The organism is uncultured Lentibacter sp. (assembly GCF_937123735.1).
In the GTDB taxonomy this organism is placed as follows: Bacteria; Pseudomonadota; Alphaproteobacteria; order Rhodobacterales; family Rhodobacteraceae; genus Lentibacter.
Window position 1 is genome coordinate 80,575 of record NZ_CAKZKL010000039.1, and the last position, 15,145, is coordinate 95,719.

A 15,145-nucleotide genomic window follows, 5' to 3' on the forward strand; every position below is an offset into this window, starting at 1 on the left:
GTGTTAACGCCCCCCGTTTTGGCCGGTGCACGCATGGTGCACGCACTGTGCACGCATTTCACCCCCCCGTTTTGGCCCCTTGGCCAAAGCTTAATCCGGCGTTGCGCAGCCTTAAGCTGATGGAAAGGAAAATATGACGTTCCCAGTCAGCTTTTTGCCGCTGCCCGCCCTATACAATCGGGCGCGCCAGACTATCTTATGGCCAAAGAGACCCCAATCAGGCAGTTCGAATATGAGCAAAGATCCTCTCGTTGTCTTCACGCCCTCCGGCAAGCGCGGTCATTTTCCCGTGGGAACTCCGATACTTACCGCCGCGCGCCAGCTTGGCGTTGATCTTGATTCTGTCTGCGGTGGCCGCGGCATCTGCTCCAAATGCCAGATCACGCCCTCCTATGGCGAGTTCTCCAAACATGGTGTCACCGTCGCCGACAACGCCCTGAGCGCATGGAACGCCGTGGAAGAGCGCTACGACAGCAAACGCGGCCTGCCCAAGGGCCGCCGTCTGGGCTGTCAGGCCACCGTCCAAGGCGACATCGTCATCGACGTCCCGCCCGAAAGCCAGGTGCATAAACAGGTCGTGCGCAAACGGGCCGAGGCTCGCGATATTACAATGAATCCAACGGTTAAGCTTTACTATGTTGACGTGGAAGAGCCAGACATGCACGAGCCTTCAGGCGATCTTGAGCGCCTGCGCGAGGGCCTCAAAACGCAATGGGGCCTAAAGGTGCCAAAGGCCGATCCGCATGTGCTCTCGCACCTGCAATCCGCGCTGCGCAAAGGCGGCTGGAAGGTGACGGTGGCCGTCCACCAAGGCCATGCCGAATCTGCCCCCTCCATCATGCAGGTCTGGCCCGGTTTTCACGAAGGCGGCATCTACGGCCTCGCCGTCGATCTCGGCTCCACCACCATCGCCGGCCATCTGTGCAACCTGCAAACCGGCGAAGTCGTCGCCTCCTCGGGCCTGATGAACCCGCAAATCCGTTTTGGCGAAGACCTGATGAGCCGGGTCAGCTATTCGATGATGAACGCAGAGGGCGCGGAAGAAATGACCGCCGCCGTGCGCGCCGGCATGAACGATTTGTTTGATCAGGTCGCCACCGAAGCGGGCATCGACAAACGCCTGATCATGGATGCGGTCTTCGTCTGCAACCCCGTCATGCACCACCTCTTTCTGGGGATTGATCCCTTCGAGCTGGGCCAGGCCCCCTTCGCGCTGGCCACCTCGGATGCCCTGCGCCTTGAGGCCCGGGATCTGGAACTCGATCTGCACCCCTCCGCGCGGGTTTATCTCTTGCCCTGTATCGCTGGGCATGTCGGGGCGGATGCCGCCGCCGTGGCCCTCTCCGAAGCGCCTGACAAATCCGAAGACCTTGTGCTTGTGGTTGATGTGGGCACAAATGCCGAAATTCTTTTGGGTAATAAATCCAAAGTCTTGGCCTGTTCGTCGCCCACCGGCCCTGCCTTTGAGGGCGCACAGATCAGCTCGGGCCAGCGCGCTGCCCCCGGCGCCATCGAGCGTGTCGAAATCGACCCTGTCACCAAGGAGCCGCGCTTTCGTGTCATCGGATGTGAGCTCTGGTCTGACGAGGAAGGCTTCAACGAGGCCATCGCCACCACCGGCATCACCGGCATCTGCGGGTCCGGCATCATCGAGGCCATCGCCGAGATGCGCATTGCTGGCATCGTCGACGCCTCCGGTCTGATCGGTTCAGCCGAGCAAGTGGGCACGCCCCGTTGCTTGTCAGACGGGCGCACCCACAGTTATCTCATGTGGGACGGCTCCGCCGAGGGCGGCCCCACCATCACAGTGACCAACCCCGACATCCGCGCCATCCAGATGGCCAAGGCAGCGCTCTACTCCGGCGCGCGCCTGCTCATGGACAAATTTGACGTGGCGACGGTGGATCGCGTGGTGCTGGCCGGCGCTTTTGGCGCGCATATCTCGCCCAAACACGCCATGGTGCTGGGCATGATCCCCGACTGTCTCATCGAAAAGGTGACCTCCGCAGGCAATGCCGCGGGCACCGGCGCACGAATCGCATTGCTCAACAGCGAGGCCCGCGCCGAGATCGAGAGCACCGTGCGCAGCATTATCAAGGTTGAAACAGCGGTTGAGCCAAGGTTTCAGGAACACTTCGTAAATGCCTCGGCGATTCCAAATTCGGTAGAGCCCTTCCCTGTTCTGGCCAGCGTGGTGACATTGCCCGATGTGAGCTTCAACGCGGGGGATGGCGGCGGCGGACGGCGGCGGCGGCGCGCCTAAGCCTCTATAGCGCTTGACCGCTTTGCCCCGGCAGGGTATCGCAAACGCCGTGCGGGTATGATGTAATGGTAGCCTGTCAGCTTCCCAAGCTGAACGCGCGGGTTCGATTCCCGCTACCCGCTCCAGCCCTTGCACCAGTCCTGCTCTGGCTACGGTCTGGTTTGGTTGGCCCGGTTGGCGTCATGAAAAAGGGTGTGACGGCGGAAAAAGCCTGAGTCTCTAAATATGGGGGTTCAGCCGCGCCCAATCACAATATCTGCGCGCAACCCGCCCAAAGCACTGCTTTCCCCGAGCCGCAACACGCCCCCGTGGGCGCGTGCCACATCGGTGGCAATCGACAATCCCAAGCCAACACCTGAGCCTTGGTTTTGGTTGCGCGCCGCGTCGAGCCGCGTGAAGGGGCGCAGCGCCTCCTCGCGATCATCCGGAGCAATGCCGGGGCCGTCATCTTCCACCCGGATGCGCAGCGCCCGCTCCGTCAAAGCCACCGACACGACCGCCCGTGTGCCATAGCGCACCGCATTGCCAATCAGGTTTTCCACCGCGCGCCGCACCCCAACCCGGCGCAAAGCAACCGCCTCGTCCCGCGTGCCCAGCATCTCCCCCAGCTCCACAGCCAGCCCTGCACGCTGGCAATCATGCACAATCTCTTCAACCAGAGCAAAAGGCTCGCTTGGCTCGGGGTCGCCCTCCGATGCGCCCTTGGCAAATGACAAGAACTCATCCACCAAACGCTGCATTTCCTGCACATCTCTTTCCAGAGGTTCACGCTCTTCATCCTCCAAAAGCGAAAGCCCAAGCTTCATGCGTGTCAGCGGCGTGCGCAGGTCATGACTGACCCCAGAAAGCATGAGTGTGCGTTGTTCGATCTGGCGTTCAATACGGTTGCGCATGTCCAAAAAGGCATTGCCCGCAGCCCGCACTTCAACAGCGCCAGACGGGCGATACTCAATCACCTGCCCCCGCCCGAAGGCCGAAGCCGCAGCCGCCAGGCGCTTGATCGGGCGCAGCTGGTTGCGCAGGTAAATATAGGCAATCACCGTCATCAAAATACCAACAAGGATCATATAAACAAGCAGCTGGTGCGGGTTTGAGGCCGACACCCGCAGGCGCTCGAAAGTGAGCACGACAGGGCCGCGCTCGGTCATCACCGCCAGATAAACGACACGGCCATTTGGCAGATCAACCCCCTGCACCGCCGCAATCGCCGCCTGCAATTCACGGCGCACGACAAGGCCCGCAAAATCATACCAACGGTGCCGCTCTTGCACAGCGCCCCCCTCGACGAGATCAATCCGCAGAGCCTCAGCCGAAGCGCTGGTGCCAGTCTGGCGATACTCCGCAAGCACAAGGCGCAGCTCAACCGCCATAGAGCGGGTCATCTGGGTGGTGACATCGTCAAAATGGCGTTGCACAAAAATGATCGACACAACAAGTTGCAACCCGACAATCGGCACAATCAGAATAAGCGCAGCCCGCCCATAAAGCGAGCGGGGCATATAATGTTTGAGCCAGCCAAAAAACATGCCTAAACCTAACCAGAGCCGCAGACAGAAGGAAGAGCCATGAATGATCTGGAGCAATTTAATCCACCTGCTGGCAAAGCCGAGATGCTCGGAGCCAATGTGCAGCGCATTCTCGCCAACAACCCCTCGCCCATGACCTTCCGAGGCACCAACACCTACCTTATCGGCTCCAAGGGGCTTGGCTTGATTGATCCTGGCCCTGATGACACGGCCCATCTCAACGCCATTCTGGCTGCGCTCGGGCCAAACCAGCATATCAGCCATATTTTTGTCACCCATTCCCATGTGGATCACTCCCCGCTCGCTGGGCGGCTCTCTCAGATCACAGGGGCCAAGATCTACGCCTTTGGAGACAGTCAGAGCGGGCGCAGCCCTGTGATGCAGGCCCTTGCAGCCAGCGGCCTCTCCGGTGGCGGTGAAGGGGTCGACCACGGCTTTGCCCCTGACATCTGCTTGCAAGACAAAGACAGGGTGCAAGGTGATGGTTGGGCGCTCACAGCCCTGCACACCCCTGGCCATTTTGGAAACCACATGTGTTTTGCCCTAGATGACACGCTTTTTTGTGGCGATTTGGTGATGGGCTGGGCCAGCTCTCTCGTCAGCCCCCCTGATGGCGATCTAACCGCCTTCATGGCCTCTTGCGCACGCCTGCAACGCCAAAGCTGGCAGGTTTTTCATGCGGGCCACGGGGCGCCCATAGAACAACCCAATGCGCGCCTGAAATGGCTTATCGCCCATAGGAAAACCCGCGAAGCCGACATCCTGGCAACCCTCGCCAAAGGCCCCGCATCAGCAAGGCAATTGGCCAAAGAAATCTACACCGAAACGCCACCCGCACTTCTCACGGCCGCCGAACGCAACGTCTTCGCCCACCTGGTAGATCTGACGCAAAAAGAGCAAATTCGCCCCATGCCCCAACTGGCACAAGACGCCCTCTTCCAACTTTGCGAAGAGCAAAAAGTTTTTGGCCAATAAATCACAAAAACCGCTGGACGCCCCCCAAGCGCATTGCTATACGCGCCTCACATTCCGGCGTAGCTCAGCGGTAGAGCAGTTGACTGTTAATCAATTGGTCGTAGGTTCGATCCCTACCGCCGGAGCCAAACACCTGCCCAGGAAATGCTGGGCTGATTTTTGGCAAAATTGTATCTCAAAATTTGGCGCCTAACCTGCAAACCGCAGAGAGCGCGCAAAGCATTGCCCCTCACATTTCGCTTGTGCAAGGTGCGGCGTCATGGGTGGCGCGCCCGGCGGGGTTTTTCGCCCCTAGCCGCGCGATCATATTGGTGTCAAAGGCCCACATGCGCTGGGGCAAGGCCGGCGGCGCAGTGATGAAGAGCCCCTCCAACGCCGGCAGAAACAAATGGTTCGGCAGGACTGCAAGATTTGATGTTCCTCTGACAAAAATTCAGGCGGAACCCATCACATACATTCGCAATGGGCCATATTGATATTATCAACATGGCATAAAACTGAATATATCCGATAAATATAGCGCCGGGTTAAGTTTCATTATAAAGGTTAATAAGAGATAACACTCAAACCACAGGAAGGCGACAGCATGAAATTTTCTCGACGCCAAGCAGCGAAATTTCTGGCAGCACCGATTTTTTTTGGGGCGGCCGCCACACAAGCACCCAAAAAGGTGTCAGCGGCAACTGCAACGCCTGAGTTTCGTGAGGCCGTGCAAGCTGCCATGTTGGAGTATATTGACGCCACAAAAATAAACGGAAAACACCTCGTTTTTGACCCCGTGCAGGGTGACTACATCTCCGCCACGTTTCAGAAACTTCATACCAACCTTATGATGGTTGCCGATACATTTTTTGTATCCTGTTCAGACTTTTTGACCGACGACGGCGAGCTCTTGGATATCGACTACATGGTCGCAGAATCGGGCGGGTATTGGACTGTCTTTCAAGCTGCCATTCATGTCCGCGGCGGCGAGTTGCGCGAGAGCCATATGGAAACAACCAAAGTGTTGTTTGAGCGTGAGGGCGGCTGCGGTGGCAAGTGCTGCGGCACAAAATGCTGCGCAGCCAAGTGTTGTTCTGCCAAGTGTTGTGCTGCAAAGTGCTGCGCGGCGAAAGACTGAGCACAGACAGATATGACGGACGCAGCCAGTTTTGCAGCCCTCGTGGCAAGGGTTGAGTGGCTAGATCAAGCTGGCGCAGATGTTATTGCCACGCTCGGGGGCGCAGAGGCTTTTTTGCAGACCATGGCCGCGCTTATGGAAAAGGAGACGCTTGGGGTTTTTGATCTCCTGCCCAGCACAGACGCGCTGCGCCTTCCCGAGGAGCATGACGCCCGGAGCACTTGCGGGCATTATCGCTGGTTTTTTCATTTTCACTCAAAGACAGAAAAAGCTGACCGGTTGGCAGGGCATTTTCACCTGTTTGTGGCCCCGTCTTTCTTTGAGGCTCCTCGCACTGTGGGGCTCAGCCACTTGATCGCAGTCGAGCTCGACAGCACGGGAGACTTGCAGGGGTTTTTTGTGCCCAACCGTTGGGTAACTGATGAGCATATGCGGCCAGCGTGCGCACTCGTTGATGCCTTGCCGGGCTTTTGTGGCACAGAAAAAACGCCGGCTCTGATTGTCAGTTATTGGCTTGATGCCCTCCTCCAGTTGTTTCACACCGAGATCGTCACTTTGCTCACAGAGCGCGACCGCTTTTTGACACAGATGAATGACACCGCCCGCGCACATTATCTGGAAAACCAGACGTTTGATCGCATTTGCGAGTGGAGGCTGTAACGCCATGTTCCGCCAATTCAGCATTGTCTCGCGCCTGTTCTTCGTGATGTGTGGCGTATCCCTCGTTCTGGCCTTATTGGGCGTCGGCGTCTTCTGGCAGACCGCCTACGAATACAAACGCAAAGATTTGTCTGTGCGCATCGCCACGGCAAGTGTGCGTCTTTCACGCGCCATTATACCGGCGCTGGCAAACCAAGATACCAAAATGACAGAAGCCGTTATTTCCGCCTTTGCAGGCACTCCGGAGGTCTCCTGTGTCACCCTCAAAGCCCGCGGCACAACCGAGCCCCTTTATTGGCCTGACGCAAATTGCGTCGCAAACAATCCTGAATTGTTGCTGCATACCCAACCCATCAGGCGCGGCATACGGGTGTTGGGCGAGGTTAACGTTTATTTCACAAATCAATTTATCCTGACCGAGCTTGGCCTTGCTCTGCGGATCATCGCAATTGGCCTTGTGTCCATTCTGCTGGGTTGCCTGATCGCCCTCTGGATTGCCCAACGGCGGATCGCATTGCGACCGATCAACCGCATTGTTACGACAATAAACCGCTTTCGCCAGGGGCTTATGGAGGCACGCATTGGGCCGCTGCCCGCCGCGCCAGAGCTGCGCGCCATTTCAACCGCCTTTGACGCCATGGCTCAAGAACTTGAAACTGCGACAGCAAAGATTACCCAACAAGCAACAGAGCTGCGTGAAAAGCACGATATCATCACCCAGAGCCTCGACTATGGCTCTTCGGTTCAAAACAAGCTGATCTCGCTCGATCCGGTCAAGGGAAGCCCGATTGAGGTAGACGGCTTTGTGCAGCAGCTCTCCCAAGTTGGAGGGGATTTTTATGTCGGGATCGATCAGCCTGAACGCTATGTCTTGTTCTTTGCAGATGCGACCGGCCATGGCATTCCCGGGGCATTGGCGACCGTCGTGTTGTCTATGGCTGTTCGCAACGCAGTTGCACTGCAACCCGATGCCGGACCCGGAGTGATCATTGAGGATATTCATCGTCGCATCATCACCGGTCTGCGCGACAGGCGTGTCTCGGAGACGGATGTAAGGCTTGGCGCAGATGCCACGCTGTTGATGTATCACAAGGCCACGCAAAAAATTACCTGGTGCAGCGCGAAACAGCCGTTCTTGATTGCTCATGCGGGTGAACTTACCTTTGCACAAGCTGACCGCCAAAGCCTCGGCTATGAAGTCGAGGCCAAGACATTTACTGTCTTTGAAGCGTCATTTGGTGACGCAGGAGATGTGCTTGTATTTTGCTCGGACGGCATATTGGATGCCCCTGGCGGCGCAAAAGGGTTTGGCTTTGGCAAACGCCGATTGAAACGCGTTGTGCAAGCCTCCCTTTCAAATCATGCCACCGCATCACAGATCGTGCAGAGTATACGCGCGGAGACATTTGCCTATTTGGGAGATCACAGCTTGGTAGATGACATGAGCGTTGTGGTGATGCGGGCGACCTTAGCGGGCAACTGAGCGGCGCCCAACCGTATCAACAACAGCTCCCAACATCTCCGTAACATTTGCTTCGGCCTCTGACAGATCATCCAAGACATGTGATTTGTCGATCGCAACCACACTGGTAGAGCGTTGCGCGATCACTGTTCCAACAATTTTGCCGCCCTTGAGTATTTCGGACATGCCCAACACTGACTTTGGGCCATATACCGCAATAACCTCATTGTTCTGGTCCAAAAGCTCCAAAATTCCGGATTTCACCAAATAAAGATGTTCCACAGGTTTCAAACCTGCGTCTAACGCTTCCCTGGCAAAAAGATGGCGGATCTCCATGTTAAGACCAATACCCCGGCGTTTCAGTATCTTTTGCAAGCAAGAAGGAATGCATCAACTTATGGGTTAAGGTGCCCTCAATAGCCACCAGATCCTTTTTCACCGAGCTGAAGCGAACTTGTGCTTTTGTGGTGGCAACGGCAGTTTTGGTGTAGGTGCCGCGCAGAATGGCATCAAATATCCCCAACACATCCCCAGGCCGAAACAGGACGGCCCCATCAACATGACTGATCTCGAATTCACCTTGGGTGATCAGGTAAATCGAATCCGCAACCTCGCCCTTTTTGTAGAGAATATCGCCCTTTTTGAGATGTCGAATGGTATCTTTTTCCTGCATTACGACACCTCTTGCCCAATCAATTCAAACGTCACCCCGTCACACAAGTCACGATAGTCTTCGCCCTGCTCTTCTGTCTGTTCATCTTCCGGGTCAAAATACCATTTTATCCGAATTTGCCGGGAGCTTTCGCTCAAAATCCGCTCTGCGTCTTTGATGAAATTGATGATCACTCGGGTCGTGCCGCTGTTGTGATAGGTCAAGGCGAATTCAAACGTAAACAAGGCGTCCCTTGCGTTGAGAAGGGTTTGCACCTGGTCTGTCACCGGTTGCCAAAACGCATAGAGATCCTCAGGGTAAGACTTTCCAACAATACGCAACGTGTTGGTATCCGCATCAAATGAGATTTCAGGTGTCTTGCTCGTTTGGGCTGCAATAATATCGGTCATTTTCGGCCCTTACACCCAAGCAGAGACATGAAAAACACTCTTTCCATTGTCCAAAAGCTCAAATCCAAATTCGATTGGGCGTGTCGATTTTCGTGCAATATCAAAATATCCAAGGCCCCCGCCCCGGCTGTTTGGATCATCAAAGGTTTCAAGCATACGCTGCTTGTAAAGGCGGCCAATCTCATCGGATGATTGCCCCTTAATCTGACTGAATATCTTTTCCAGCTGCTCTTTTTGGTGCGGCAAGACTTCGTTGGACGCATGGATACGGACATGATCTCCGTCAGTTGAGATAGAGAGTGTGCCAAAACCCGCTTCGTCATTGGGGATTTCAACTCTGTCAGGTGCGTAAAAGATAATGTTTTGCGCCATTTCAACGAAAATGCCAAATATCTTGCGATATGACTTGTTGGTTTCGCTGCGTGCGGCGAGCACATCCTCAATGCCTGCGGCAATCCCGTCTAAAACCCGATTTGTAATATAACCCGAGAACGAATAAAGCTGATCGCCGGGCGCAAGGGTTCTCCAAGATAAGGCATTTTCCATGTCATCATTCCCGCTGCGCAATTTAGCGCCGATACCATCTCGCGCTATTAAGCACCAAAACAAAACTCAACAATATTTGCAAATTAAATGTCTTGAATACCCGTATAACTGACTAAAAGCTTTTCTGCGCAAGGGGCCTGCCCCCGCAAGCCCACCAAAGGGAACGCTGACGGCAAAACGTCCCAGCTTGTGCAGTGACTTCATGGAATTCACGTTTTGAAAAGCTGCCGACGAAAGCTTACTTCAGACCCGAGGCACTCACACGCCGCTCATGAGACTGGAAACCTAGACTGGCAACTAAGGGTCACGCGGATCTGCGTGCCAACTCACGCAAGGGCATTATCAAATTAAACTGCCTTGTCGGCTTCGTGCCGCCGAAAGCCTCCTATTGCCATCACAAGGTCCTGTTAGCTTGGTTCTCAGCCAGCACAGCGAAAAAACAATAGCTGAAAGTCCCGGAAGGTGTTCTTTTAATCAGTTTAATCTGAAAATGCCGTGTGGAGGACCAAGTCAAAGGCCCTCCACAGCTTTATCTTAGTTCAGAGCGGCGTCTGTGATCTCATGTGTCCATGCCCCTTCAGGCATTTTGGTGATGACAGGATCAGAACCGCCTTCCAGCAAAGACGTGACAGTGCGCTCGTAGTCCGCAACATCAAGCGCGCCGTTTGAGCCGGCCGTCAGCTTGGCCACTTCTGACATCATGCGGCGCTGGTGCTTTTCGGTCTGGGCGCCTGAGGCATCGTTATCAAGAACAATATCAGCCGCTTCATCGGTGTTTGCCTCGGCATATTTCCAGCCCTTCATGGACGCGCGAACAAAGCGCACCATCTTGTCCTTGAAGGCAGGGTCTTCAAGGTTTGACCCAAGCACATACATCCCGTCTTCAAGCGTCGAAACGCCTTCGTCTTCGTATTTGAAAACAACAAGCTCCTCAGGGCTAAGACCGGCATCAATCACCTGCCAGTATTCGTTGTAAGTCATGGTCGAAACACAGGCCGCCTGCTTTTGCAAAAGCGGATCAACATTGAAGCCCTGCTTGAGAACCGTCACACCGCCGGCAGAGCCATCAGTTTTCAGGCCCAGTTTGCTCATCCAGCTGAGGAACGGATATTCATTGCCAAAGAACCAGACACCCAATGTCTTGTCAGGAAAGTCCGCGGGGCTGGCGATACCCGCATCTTTGCGACAGGTCAGCATCATTCCAGAGGCTTTGAACGGCTGGGCAATATTCACCAAATCAAGGCCCTTCTCGCGTGAGGCCAGAGCCGAGGGCATCCAGTCCAGAACAACATCAGCACCGCCGCCGGCAATAACCTGCGCCGGTGCGATGTCCGGGCCGCCGGGCTTGATGGTGACGTTGAGGCCCTCTTCTTCGTAAAATCCCTTATCCAAGGCCACATAATAGCCTGCGAATTGCGCTTGGGTGACCCACTTCAATTGCAGGGTCACATCATCAGCCGCTTGGGCGGTCGTCCCCGCGAGCATCAATGTGCCAGCAATCACCCCTTTGAATATACTTTTCATTTTGTCTCTCCTAACTGGTGTTTTGTTTAGTTTCGTTGCGATGGATGCCAGAAGGTTACAGCCTTCTCGATAAGGGCCACCGACCCATAAAACGCCGTTCCCGCAAGGGCAGCGACAGTTATTTCCGCCCAGACCATATCGAGCGAGAGCCGCCCGACCTCTGTGGAAATACGAAAGCCCATACCCCGTATGGGCGAGCCAAAAAATTCGGCCACGATTGCACCGATCAGGGCGAGAGTCGTGCAGATTTTGAGGCCATTAAAGATGAAGGGCATGGCCGCAGGCAAGCTGAGTTTCATCAACCTTTGCCAATAGCTCGCGCCATAGGTGTTCATCAGATCGCGTTGGATCGCATCCTGAGCGCCCAACCCCGTCACGGTGTTCACCAGCATCGGGAAAAAGACCATAATCACTACAACCGCCGCCTTGGACTGCCAGTCAAACCCGAACCACATCACAAGAATAGGTGCCATGCCGATAATCGGCAGCGCCGCCACAAAGTTTCCAATCGGCAAAAGGCCACGCTTCAAAAAATCGGACCGGTCCACGGCAATCGCGGTCAGAAACGCCGCGCCGCAGCCTATGACATACCCCGAAATTGCCCCCTTGATGAAAGTCTGCACAAAATCTCCCCACAAGATCGGCAAACTTGTAGAAAACCGCAGCGCGATGGAGCTTGGCGGTGGTAAGAGGATCGGGCTGATGTTCAGCCCGCGGACAAGCCCCTCCCACAAGATCAGGATCGTCACGCCAAACAGCGTCGGCACGAGAAACCGGGTCAGCCGCGTCTGCACACCATTGGCCAAGCGCACATTCACAGCGCACATCAGAAGCCAAAACAGAAATGCCAACAAGGCCCAATTCATTGCAACATCCCCATTTTACGCAGAGTAATCCGCTCGATGAGCCCGATCAAAGCCACCAGACCGGCCGCAAGAACCGCCGCGCAGATAAGAGCACTCCAGATCTGGATGGTCTGGCCATAATAACTGCCCGCCAAGAGCCGTGCGCCCAATCCCGCGACAGCTCCGGTCGGCAACTCTCCGACGATCGCCCCGACAAGTGATGCGGCGATACCAATTTTGAGCGAGGCAAAAAGATAAGGCATAGAGCGCGGCAGGCGCAGCTTCCAAAAGGTTGTCGCCCCGCCAGCATTCCATGTGCGCATCTGGTCAAGTTGCATCTGGTCTGGCGCGCGCAGCCCTTTGACCATGCCCACAACAATCGGAAAGAAAGAAAGATACATCGAGATGATCGCCTTTGGTAGCAACCCCGACACCCCCACCGCGTTGAGCACCACAATAATCATTGGCGCAACAGCAAGAATAGGAATGGTCTGGCTGGTGATTACCCAGGGCATCACCGACATATCCATCGCGCGGCTGTAAACGATCCCGATGGCCAGCAAAATGCCGAGTGCCGTGCCAAAAGCAAAGCCCAGCAAGGTCGCCGAAAGCGTGATCCAGCCATGCCAGATCAAAGAGCGCTTTGAGGTGATTTTTTTCAACACGGTGGTTTTGTAAATCTCTTTCACAACCTGATGCGGCGCGGGCAACAGCGGCTTTTCCTGATTCATCGTGTCAGCCACAAGTTCAGAAAAGCTCAAGCTCGTGTTGGCGCGAGCCGCCTTGTCCTTGGCCCAAGCCGCATTGAGCGCAACAGCCGCAGCATACCAAAGCGCGACCAGCAGCAAGATCATGGTCAAGACAGGCCCAGCCCTATGCCAAAACTCAGTCATAAGCGTGCCCTGCTCTCAAGCCTTCGCGCACCCGATGCGCGATGTCGGCAAACTCTTGTGTCTCCCTGATATCAAGCGTTCTATCGCGTGGCAGCGTGCTTTCGATCACATCCGAAATCCGCCCCGGGCGTGGCGACATCACGACGATCTTGGTCGACAAAAACACCGCCTCAGGAATGGAATGGGTCACAAATCCGATGGTCTTTTCGGTGCGCGCCCAGAGCTTCAGAAGCTGCTCGTTGAGGTGGTCGCGCACGATTTCGTCCAAAGCTCCAAAGGGTTCATCCATCAACAGGATATCCGCATCAAACGCCAAGGCCCGTGCAATGCTCGCTCGTTGCTGCATCCCGCCCGAAAGCTGCCAGGGAAATTTGTTTTCAAATCCCGACAGCTCAACAAGCTCCAATACCCGCGCCACCCGCTCGGCCTGATCGGCCTTGTCAAAACCCATGATCTCAAGCGGCAGGCGAATGTTGCCGCCAATCGTGCGCCAGGGATAAAGCCCTGCGGCCTGAAACACATAGCCGTAAGCGCGCTTCATTCGCGCCTCAGACGCACTCATACCGTTGACTTCAATCGTGCCTGACGTCGGTGTTTCAAGATCGGCCATGACCCGCAAAAATGTGGTCTTCCCACATCCGGAAGGGCCAATAAACGAAATGAAATCGCCCTTGTTGATCTCAAGATTGACGTCTTTGAGCGCATGGACAGGCCCGTCATTGGTTTGAAAGGTCAGCGATAGGTTTTTCGCCGAAATTACCGTTTCGCTCATCTAGATACCCGCCGGAATGTTCAGAGGATCACGGTTGATGGCCCGTGGTGAGTTGAGTGTTTTCCACTGGCTCAGGGCTTTCTGGGCCGAAGAGAACGCCGGACGCGGAACAAATCGCCCCCGGCCCGGTTGTGGCTGGCTGTTGCGGCCCCAGGCCCAGATCACATCGCCTCGGCTCAACGTAAAGCGCGACTGCGCTTTGACTTCGAAGCCTTCAAAGACGTTGTAATCAAGCACAGAGTGGTGATTGCTCGGGCTGATTGTTTTGCGCAACGCCGGATCCCACACGACAAGATCCGCGTCGGCCCCTTCCACGATCGCGCCTTTCTTTGGGTAGATATTCAGAATTTTGGCGATATTGGTCGAGGTTGTTGCCACAAACTCTTCTTTGGTTAAGCGGCCTGTTTCGACACCTTCTGTCCAAAGCACCGCAAGCCGCTCTTCCAGGCCGTTGGACCCGTTGGGAATGATCCGGAAGTCGTTTCGGCCTGCCCGTTTTTGTTCGGTGCTAAAGGCGGCATGATCCGTCGCAACCACCTGCAAGGAGCCCGATTGCAACCCCGCCCAAAGACTGTCCTGATGGTCTTTGGAGCGAAAGGGCGGGCTCATCACACGGCGCGCCGCATGGTCCCAATCGGTGTTGAAATACTCGCTTTCATCCAAGGTCAGGAACTGGATCAGCGGCTCGCCGTAAACCCGCATCCCTTTCTGGCGCGCCCGGCGGATAGCCTCATGGGTTTGCTCACAGGACACATGCACAATGTAAAGCGGCACCCCGGCTGTATCCGCGATCGTGATAGCGCGGTTCGCCGCCTCGCCCTCAAGCTCCGGTGGCCGCGAAAAGGCATGGCCCTCGGGGCCAGTGATGCCTTGGTCAAAGTATTTTTGTTGCAGCTCGGCCACCAGATCACCGTTCTCGGCATGAACCATTGGCAAAGCCCCAAGCTCTCCACAGCGCTTGAAAGAGGCAAACATCTCGTCGTCTTCAATCATCAGTGCGCCTTTGTAGGCCATGAAATGCTTGAAGCTGTTGACCCCCATATCGACCGCATCCTTCATCTCGTTAAAGACGCTCTCGTCCCAGCCGGTGATCGCCATATGATAGCCGATATCCGAGCAAATCTGGGGGGCCGATTTTCGGTGCCATTCATTGATCGCGTTCTTGATGCTGCCGTCTGCCCCGGGCAAACAGAAATCAACAACCATGGTCGTTCCACCCGCCGCAGCGGCCCAGGTGCCGCTCTCGAAGGTTTCGGCCGCCGTTGTGCCCATAAAAGGCATTTCAAGATGGGTGTGCGGATCGATTCCACCCGGAATGACATAGGCGCCCTCGGCGTCAATATATTCCTCTCCCGTCAGGTCCTGGCCGATCTGTTTGATCACCTCTCCCTCGATCAGGATATCTGCCTTAAAACTGCGGTCCGCCGTGCAGACTGTTCCGCCCTTGATTACTTTGGTGTTCATTGTCATCTCCCCTATTTCGCGGATGTCGCGCGG

General features: G+C 55.7%; 15 protein-coding genes and 2 tRNA genes. 7 read left to right on the forward strand and 10 right to left on the reverse strand.

What is annotated here, in order from left to right; translation table 11 throughout:
• The first annotated feature begins 232 nt into the window (after positions 1-232).
• Complete coding sequence (locus Q0478_RS12670) at positions 233-2,263, forward strand: ASKHA domain-containing protein (protein ID WP_298679833.1); 2,031 nt, start codon at positions 233-235, stop codon at positions 2,261-2,263.
• A gap of 51 nt (positions 2,264-2,314) precedes the next feature.
• Positions 2,315-2,388: transfer RNA gene (locus Q0478_RS12675), tRNA-Gly, on the forward strand.
• Between the two features lie 108 nt (positions 2,389-2,496).
• Here the strand turns inward: Q0478_RS12675 and Q0478_RS12680 are convergent.
• Positions 2,497-3,789 (reverse strand): ATP-binding protein, encoded by a 1,293-nt coding sequence (locus Q0478_RS12680; protein ID WP_298679835.1) that lies wholly within the window; start codon positions 3,787-3,789, stop codon positions 2,497-2,499.
• 39 nt (positions 3,790-3,828) lie between these two features.
• On the opposite strand from Q0478_RS12680, the gene Q0478_RS12685 reads away from it, so the two are divergent.
• From Q0478_RS12685 to Q0478_RS12705, 5 genes are all read left to right on the forward strand, one after another.
• Positions 3,829-4,764 (forward strand): MBL fold metallo-hydrolase, encoded by a 936-nt coding sequence (locus tag Q0478_RS12685; protein WP_298679837.1) that lies wholly within the window; start codon positions 3,829-3,831, stop codon positions 4,762-4,764.
• Between the two features lie 53 nt (positions 4,765-4,817).
• Positions 4,818-4,892, forward strand: a tRNA-Asn gene (locus tag Q0478_RS12690).
• 542 nt (positions 4,893-5,434) lie between these two features.
• Entirely contained in the window at positions 5,435-5,884 is a 450-nt protein-coding gene (locus tag Q0478_RS12695) for a hypothetical protein (RefSeq protein WP_298679840.1), read from the forward strand.
• 12 nt (positions 5,885-5,896) lie between these two features.
• Entirely contained in the window at positions 5,897-6,544 is a 648-nt protein-coding gene (locus tag Q0478_RS12700) for a hypothetical protein (RefSeq protein WP_298679843.1), read from the forward strand.
• Entirely contained in the window at positions 6,477-8,027 is a 1,551-nt protein-coding gene (locus tag Q0478_RS12705) for a SpoIIE family protein phosphatase (RefSeq protein ID WP_298679844.1), read from the forward strand. The genes Q0478_RS12700 and Q0478_RS12705 overlap by 68 nt, the downstream gene beginning before the upstream one ends.
• On the opposite strand, the gene Q0478_RS12710 is transcribed toward Q0478_RS12705, so the two are convergent.
• From Q0478_RS12710 to hydA, 9 genes are all read right to left on the reverse strand, one after another.
• Positions 8,013-8,342 (reverse strand): cyclic nucleotide-binding domain-containing protein, encoded by a 330-nt coding sequence (locus Q0478_RS12710; RefSeq protein ID WP_298679847.1) that lies wholly within the window; start codon positions 8,340-8,342, stop codon positions 8,013-8,015. The two genes, Q0478_RS12705 and Q0478_RS12710, sit on opposite strands and share 15 nt — an antisense overlap.
• A 1-nt stretch (position 8,343) precedes the next feature.
• On the reverse strand, positions 8,344-8,679 hold the full coding sequence (locus Q0478_RS12715; RefSeq protein ID WP_298679849.1) for a cyclic nucleotide-binding domain-containing protein: 336 nt from the start codon (positions 8,677-8,679) through the stop codon (positions 8,344-8,346).
• Positions 8,679-9,068, reverse strand: a complete 390-nt coding sequence (locus Q0478_RS12720; protein WP_298679851.1) for a DUF1987 domain-containing protein — start codon at positions 9,066-9,068, stop codon at positions 8,679-8,681. Before Q0478_RS12720 ends, Q0478_RS12715 begins: the two co-directional genes overlap by 1 nt.
• Positions 9,069-9,077: 9 nt before the next feature.
• Positions 9,078-9,614: a SiaB family protein kinase gene (locus tag Q0478_RS12725; protein WP_298679853.1), complete on the reverse strand. Its 537-nt coding sequence runs from the start codon at positions 9,612-9,614 to the stop codon at positions 9,078-9,080.
• 534 nt (positions 9,615-10,148) lie between these two features.
• Positions 10,149-11,138, reverse strand: coding sequence for an ABC transporter substrate-binding protein (locus Q0478_RS12730; RefSeq protein ID WP_298679855.1), 990 nt, complete (start codon positions 11,136-11,138; stop codon positions 10,149-10,151).
• A gap of 26 nt (positions 11,139-11,164) precedes the next feature.
• A complete protein-coding gene (locus Q0478_RS12735) occupies positions 11,165-12,004 on the reverse strand; it encodes an ABC transporter permease (RefSeq protein ID WP_298679857.1) in 840 nt (279 codons plus the stop codon).
• Positions 12,001-12,876: an ABC transporter permease gene (locus Q0478_RS12740; RefSeq protein ID WP_298679859.1), complete on the reverse strand. Its 876-nt coding sequence runs from the start codon at positions 12,874-12,876 to the stop codon at positions 12,001-12,003. Before Q0478_RS12740 ends, Q0478_RS12735 begins: the two co-directional genes overlap by 4 nt.
• Entirely contained in the window at positions 12,869-13,648 is a 780-nt protein-coding gene (locus tag Q0478_RS12745) for an ABC transporter ATP-binding protein (protein WP_298679861.1), read from the reverse strand. The genes Q0478_RS12740 and Q0478_RS12745 overlap by 8 nt, the downstream gene beginning before the upstream one ends.
• On the reverse strand, positions 13,649-15,112 hold the full coding sequence (gene hydA, locus Q0478_RS12750; protein WP_298679863.1) for a dihydropyrimidinase: 1,464 nt from the start codon (positions 15,110-15,112) through the stop codon (positions 13,649-13,651).
• Positions 15,113-15,145: the final 33 nt, after the last annotated feature.

Bases quoted from the DNA above. Each gene is read 5' to 3' on its own strand.
- Q0478_RS12670 (WP_298679833.1), top strand. From the start codon at position 233: ATGAGCAAAGATCCTCTCGTTGTCTTCACGCCCTCCGGCAAGCGCGGT.
- Q0478_RS12680 (WP_298679835.1), bottom strand. From the start codon at position 3,789: ATGTTTTTTGGCTGGCTCAAACATTATATGCCCCGCTCGCTTTATGGG.
- Q0478_RS12685 (WP_298679837.1), top strand. From the start codon at position 3,829: ATGAATGATCTGGAGCAATTTAATCCACCTGCTGGCAAAGCCGAGATG.
- Q0478_RS12700 (WP_298679843.1), top strand. From the start codon at position 5,897: ATGACGGACGCAGCCAGTTTTGCAGCCCTCGTGGCAAGGGTTGAGTGG.
- Q0478_RS12705 (WP_298679844.1), top strand. From the start codon at position 6,477: ATGACACCGCCCGCGCACATTATCTGGAAAACCAGACGTTTGATCGCA.
- Q0478_RS12710 (WP_298679847.1), bottom strand. From the start codon at position 8,342: ATGGAGATCCGCCATCTTTTTGCCAGGGAAGCGTTAGACGCAGGTTTG.
- Q0478_RS12715 (WP_298679849.1), bottom strand. From the start codon at position 8,679: ATGCAGGAAAAAGATACCATTCGACATCTCAAAAAGGGCGATATTCTC.
- Q0478_RS12720 (WP_298679851.1), bottom strand. From the start codon at position 9,068: ATGACCGATATTATTGCAGCCCAAACGAGCAAGACACCTGAAATCTCA.
- Q0478_RS12725 (WP_298679853.1), bottom strand. From the start codon at position 9,614: ATGGAAAATGCCTTATCTTGGAGAACCCTTGCGCCCGGCGATCAGCTT.
- Q0478_RS12730 (WP_298679855.1), bottom strand. From the start codon at position 11,138: ATGAAAAGTATATTCAAAGGGGTGATTGCTGGCACATTGATGCTCGCG.
- Q0478_RS12735 (WP_298679857.1), bottom strand. From the start codon at position 12,004: ATGAATTGGGCCTTGTTGGCATTTCTGTTTTGGCTTCTGATGTGCGCT.
- Q0478_RS12740 (WP_298679859.1), bottom strand. From the start codon at position 12,876: ATGACTGAGTTTTGGCATAGGGCTGGGCCTGTCTTGACCATGATCTTG.
- Q0478_RS12745 (WP_298679861.1), bottom strand. From the start codon at position 13,648: ATGAGCGAAACGGTAATTTCGGCGAAAAACCTATCGCTGACCTTTCAA.
- hydA (WP_298679863.1), bottom strand. From the start codon at position 15,112: ATGAACACCAAAGTAATCAAGGGCGGAACAGTCTGCACGGCGGACCGC.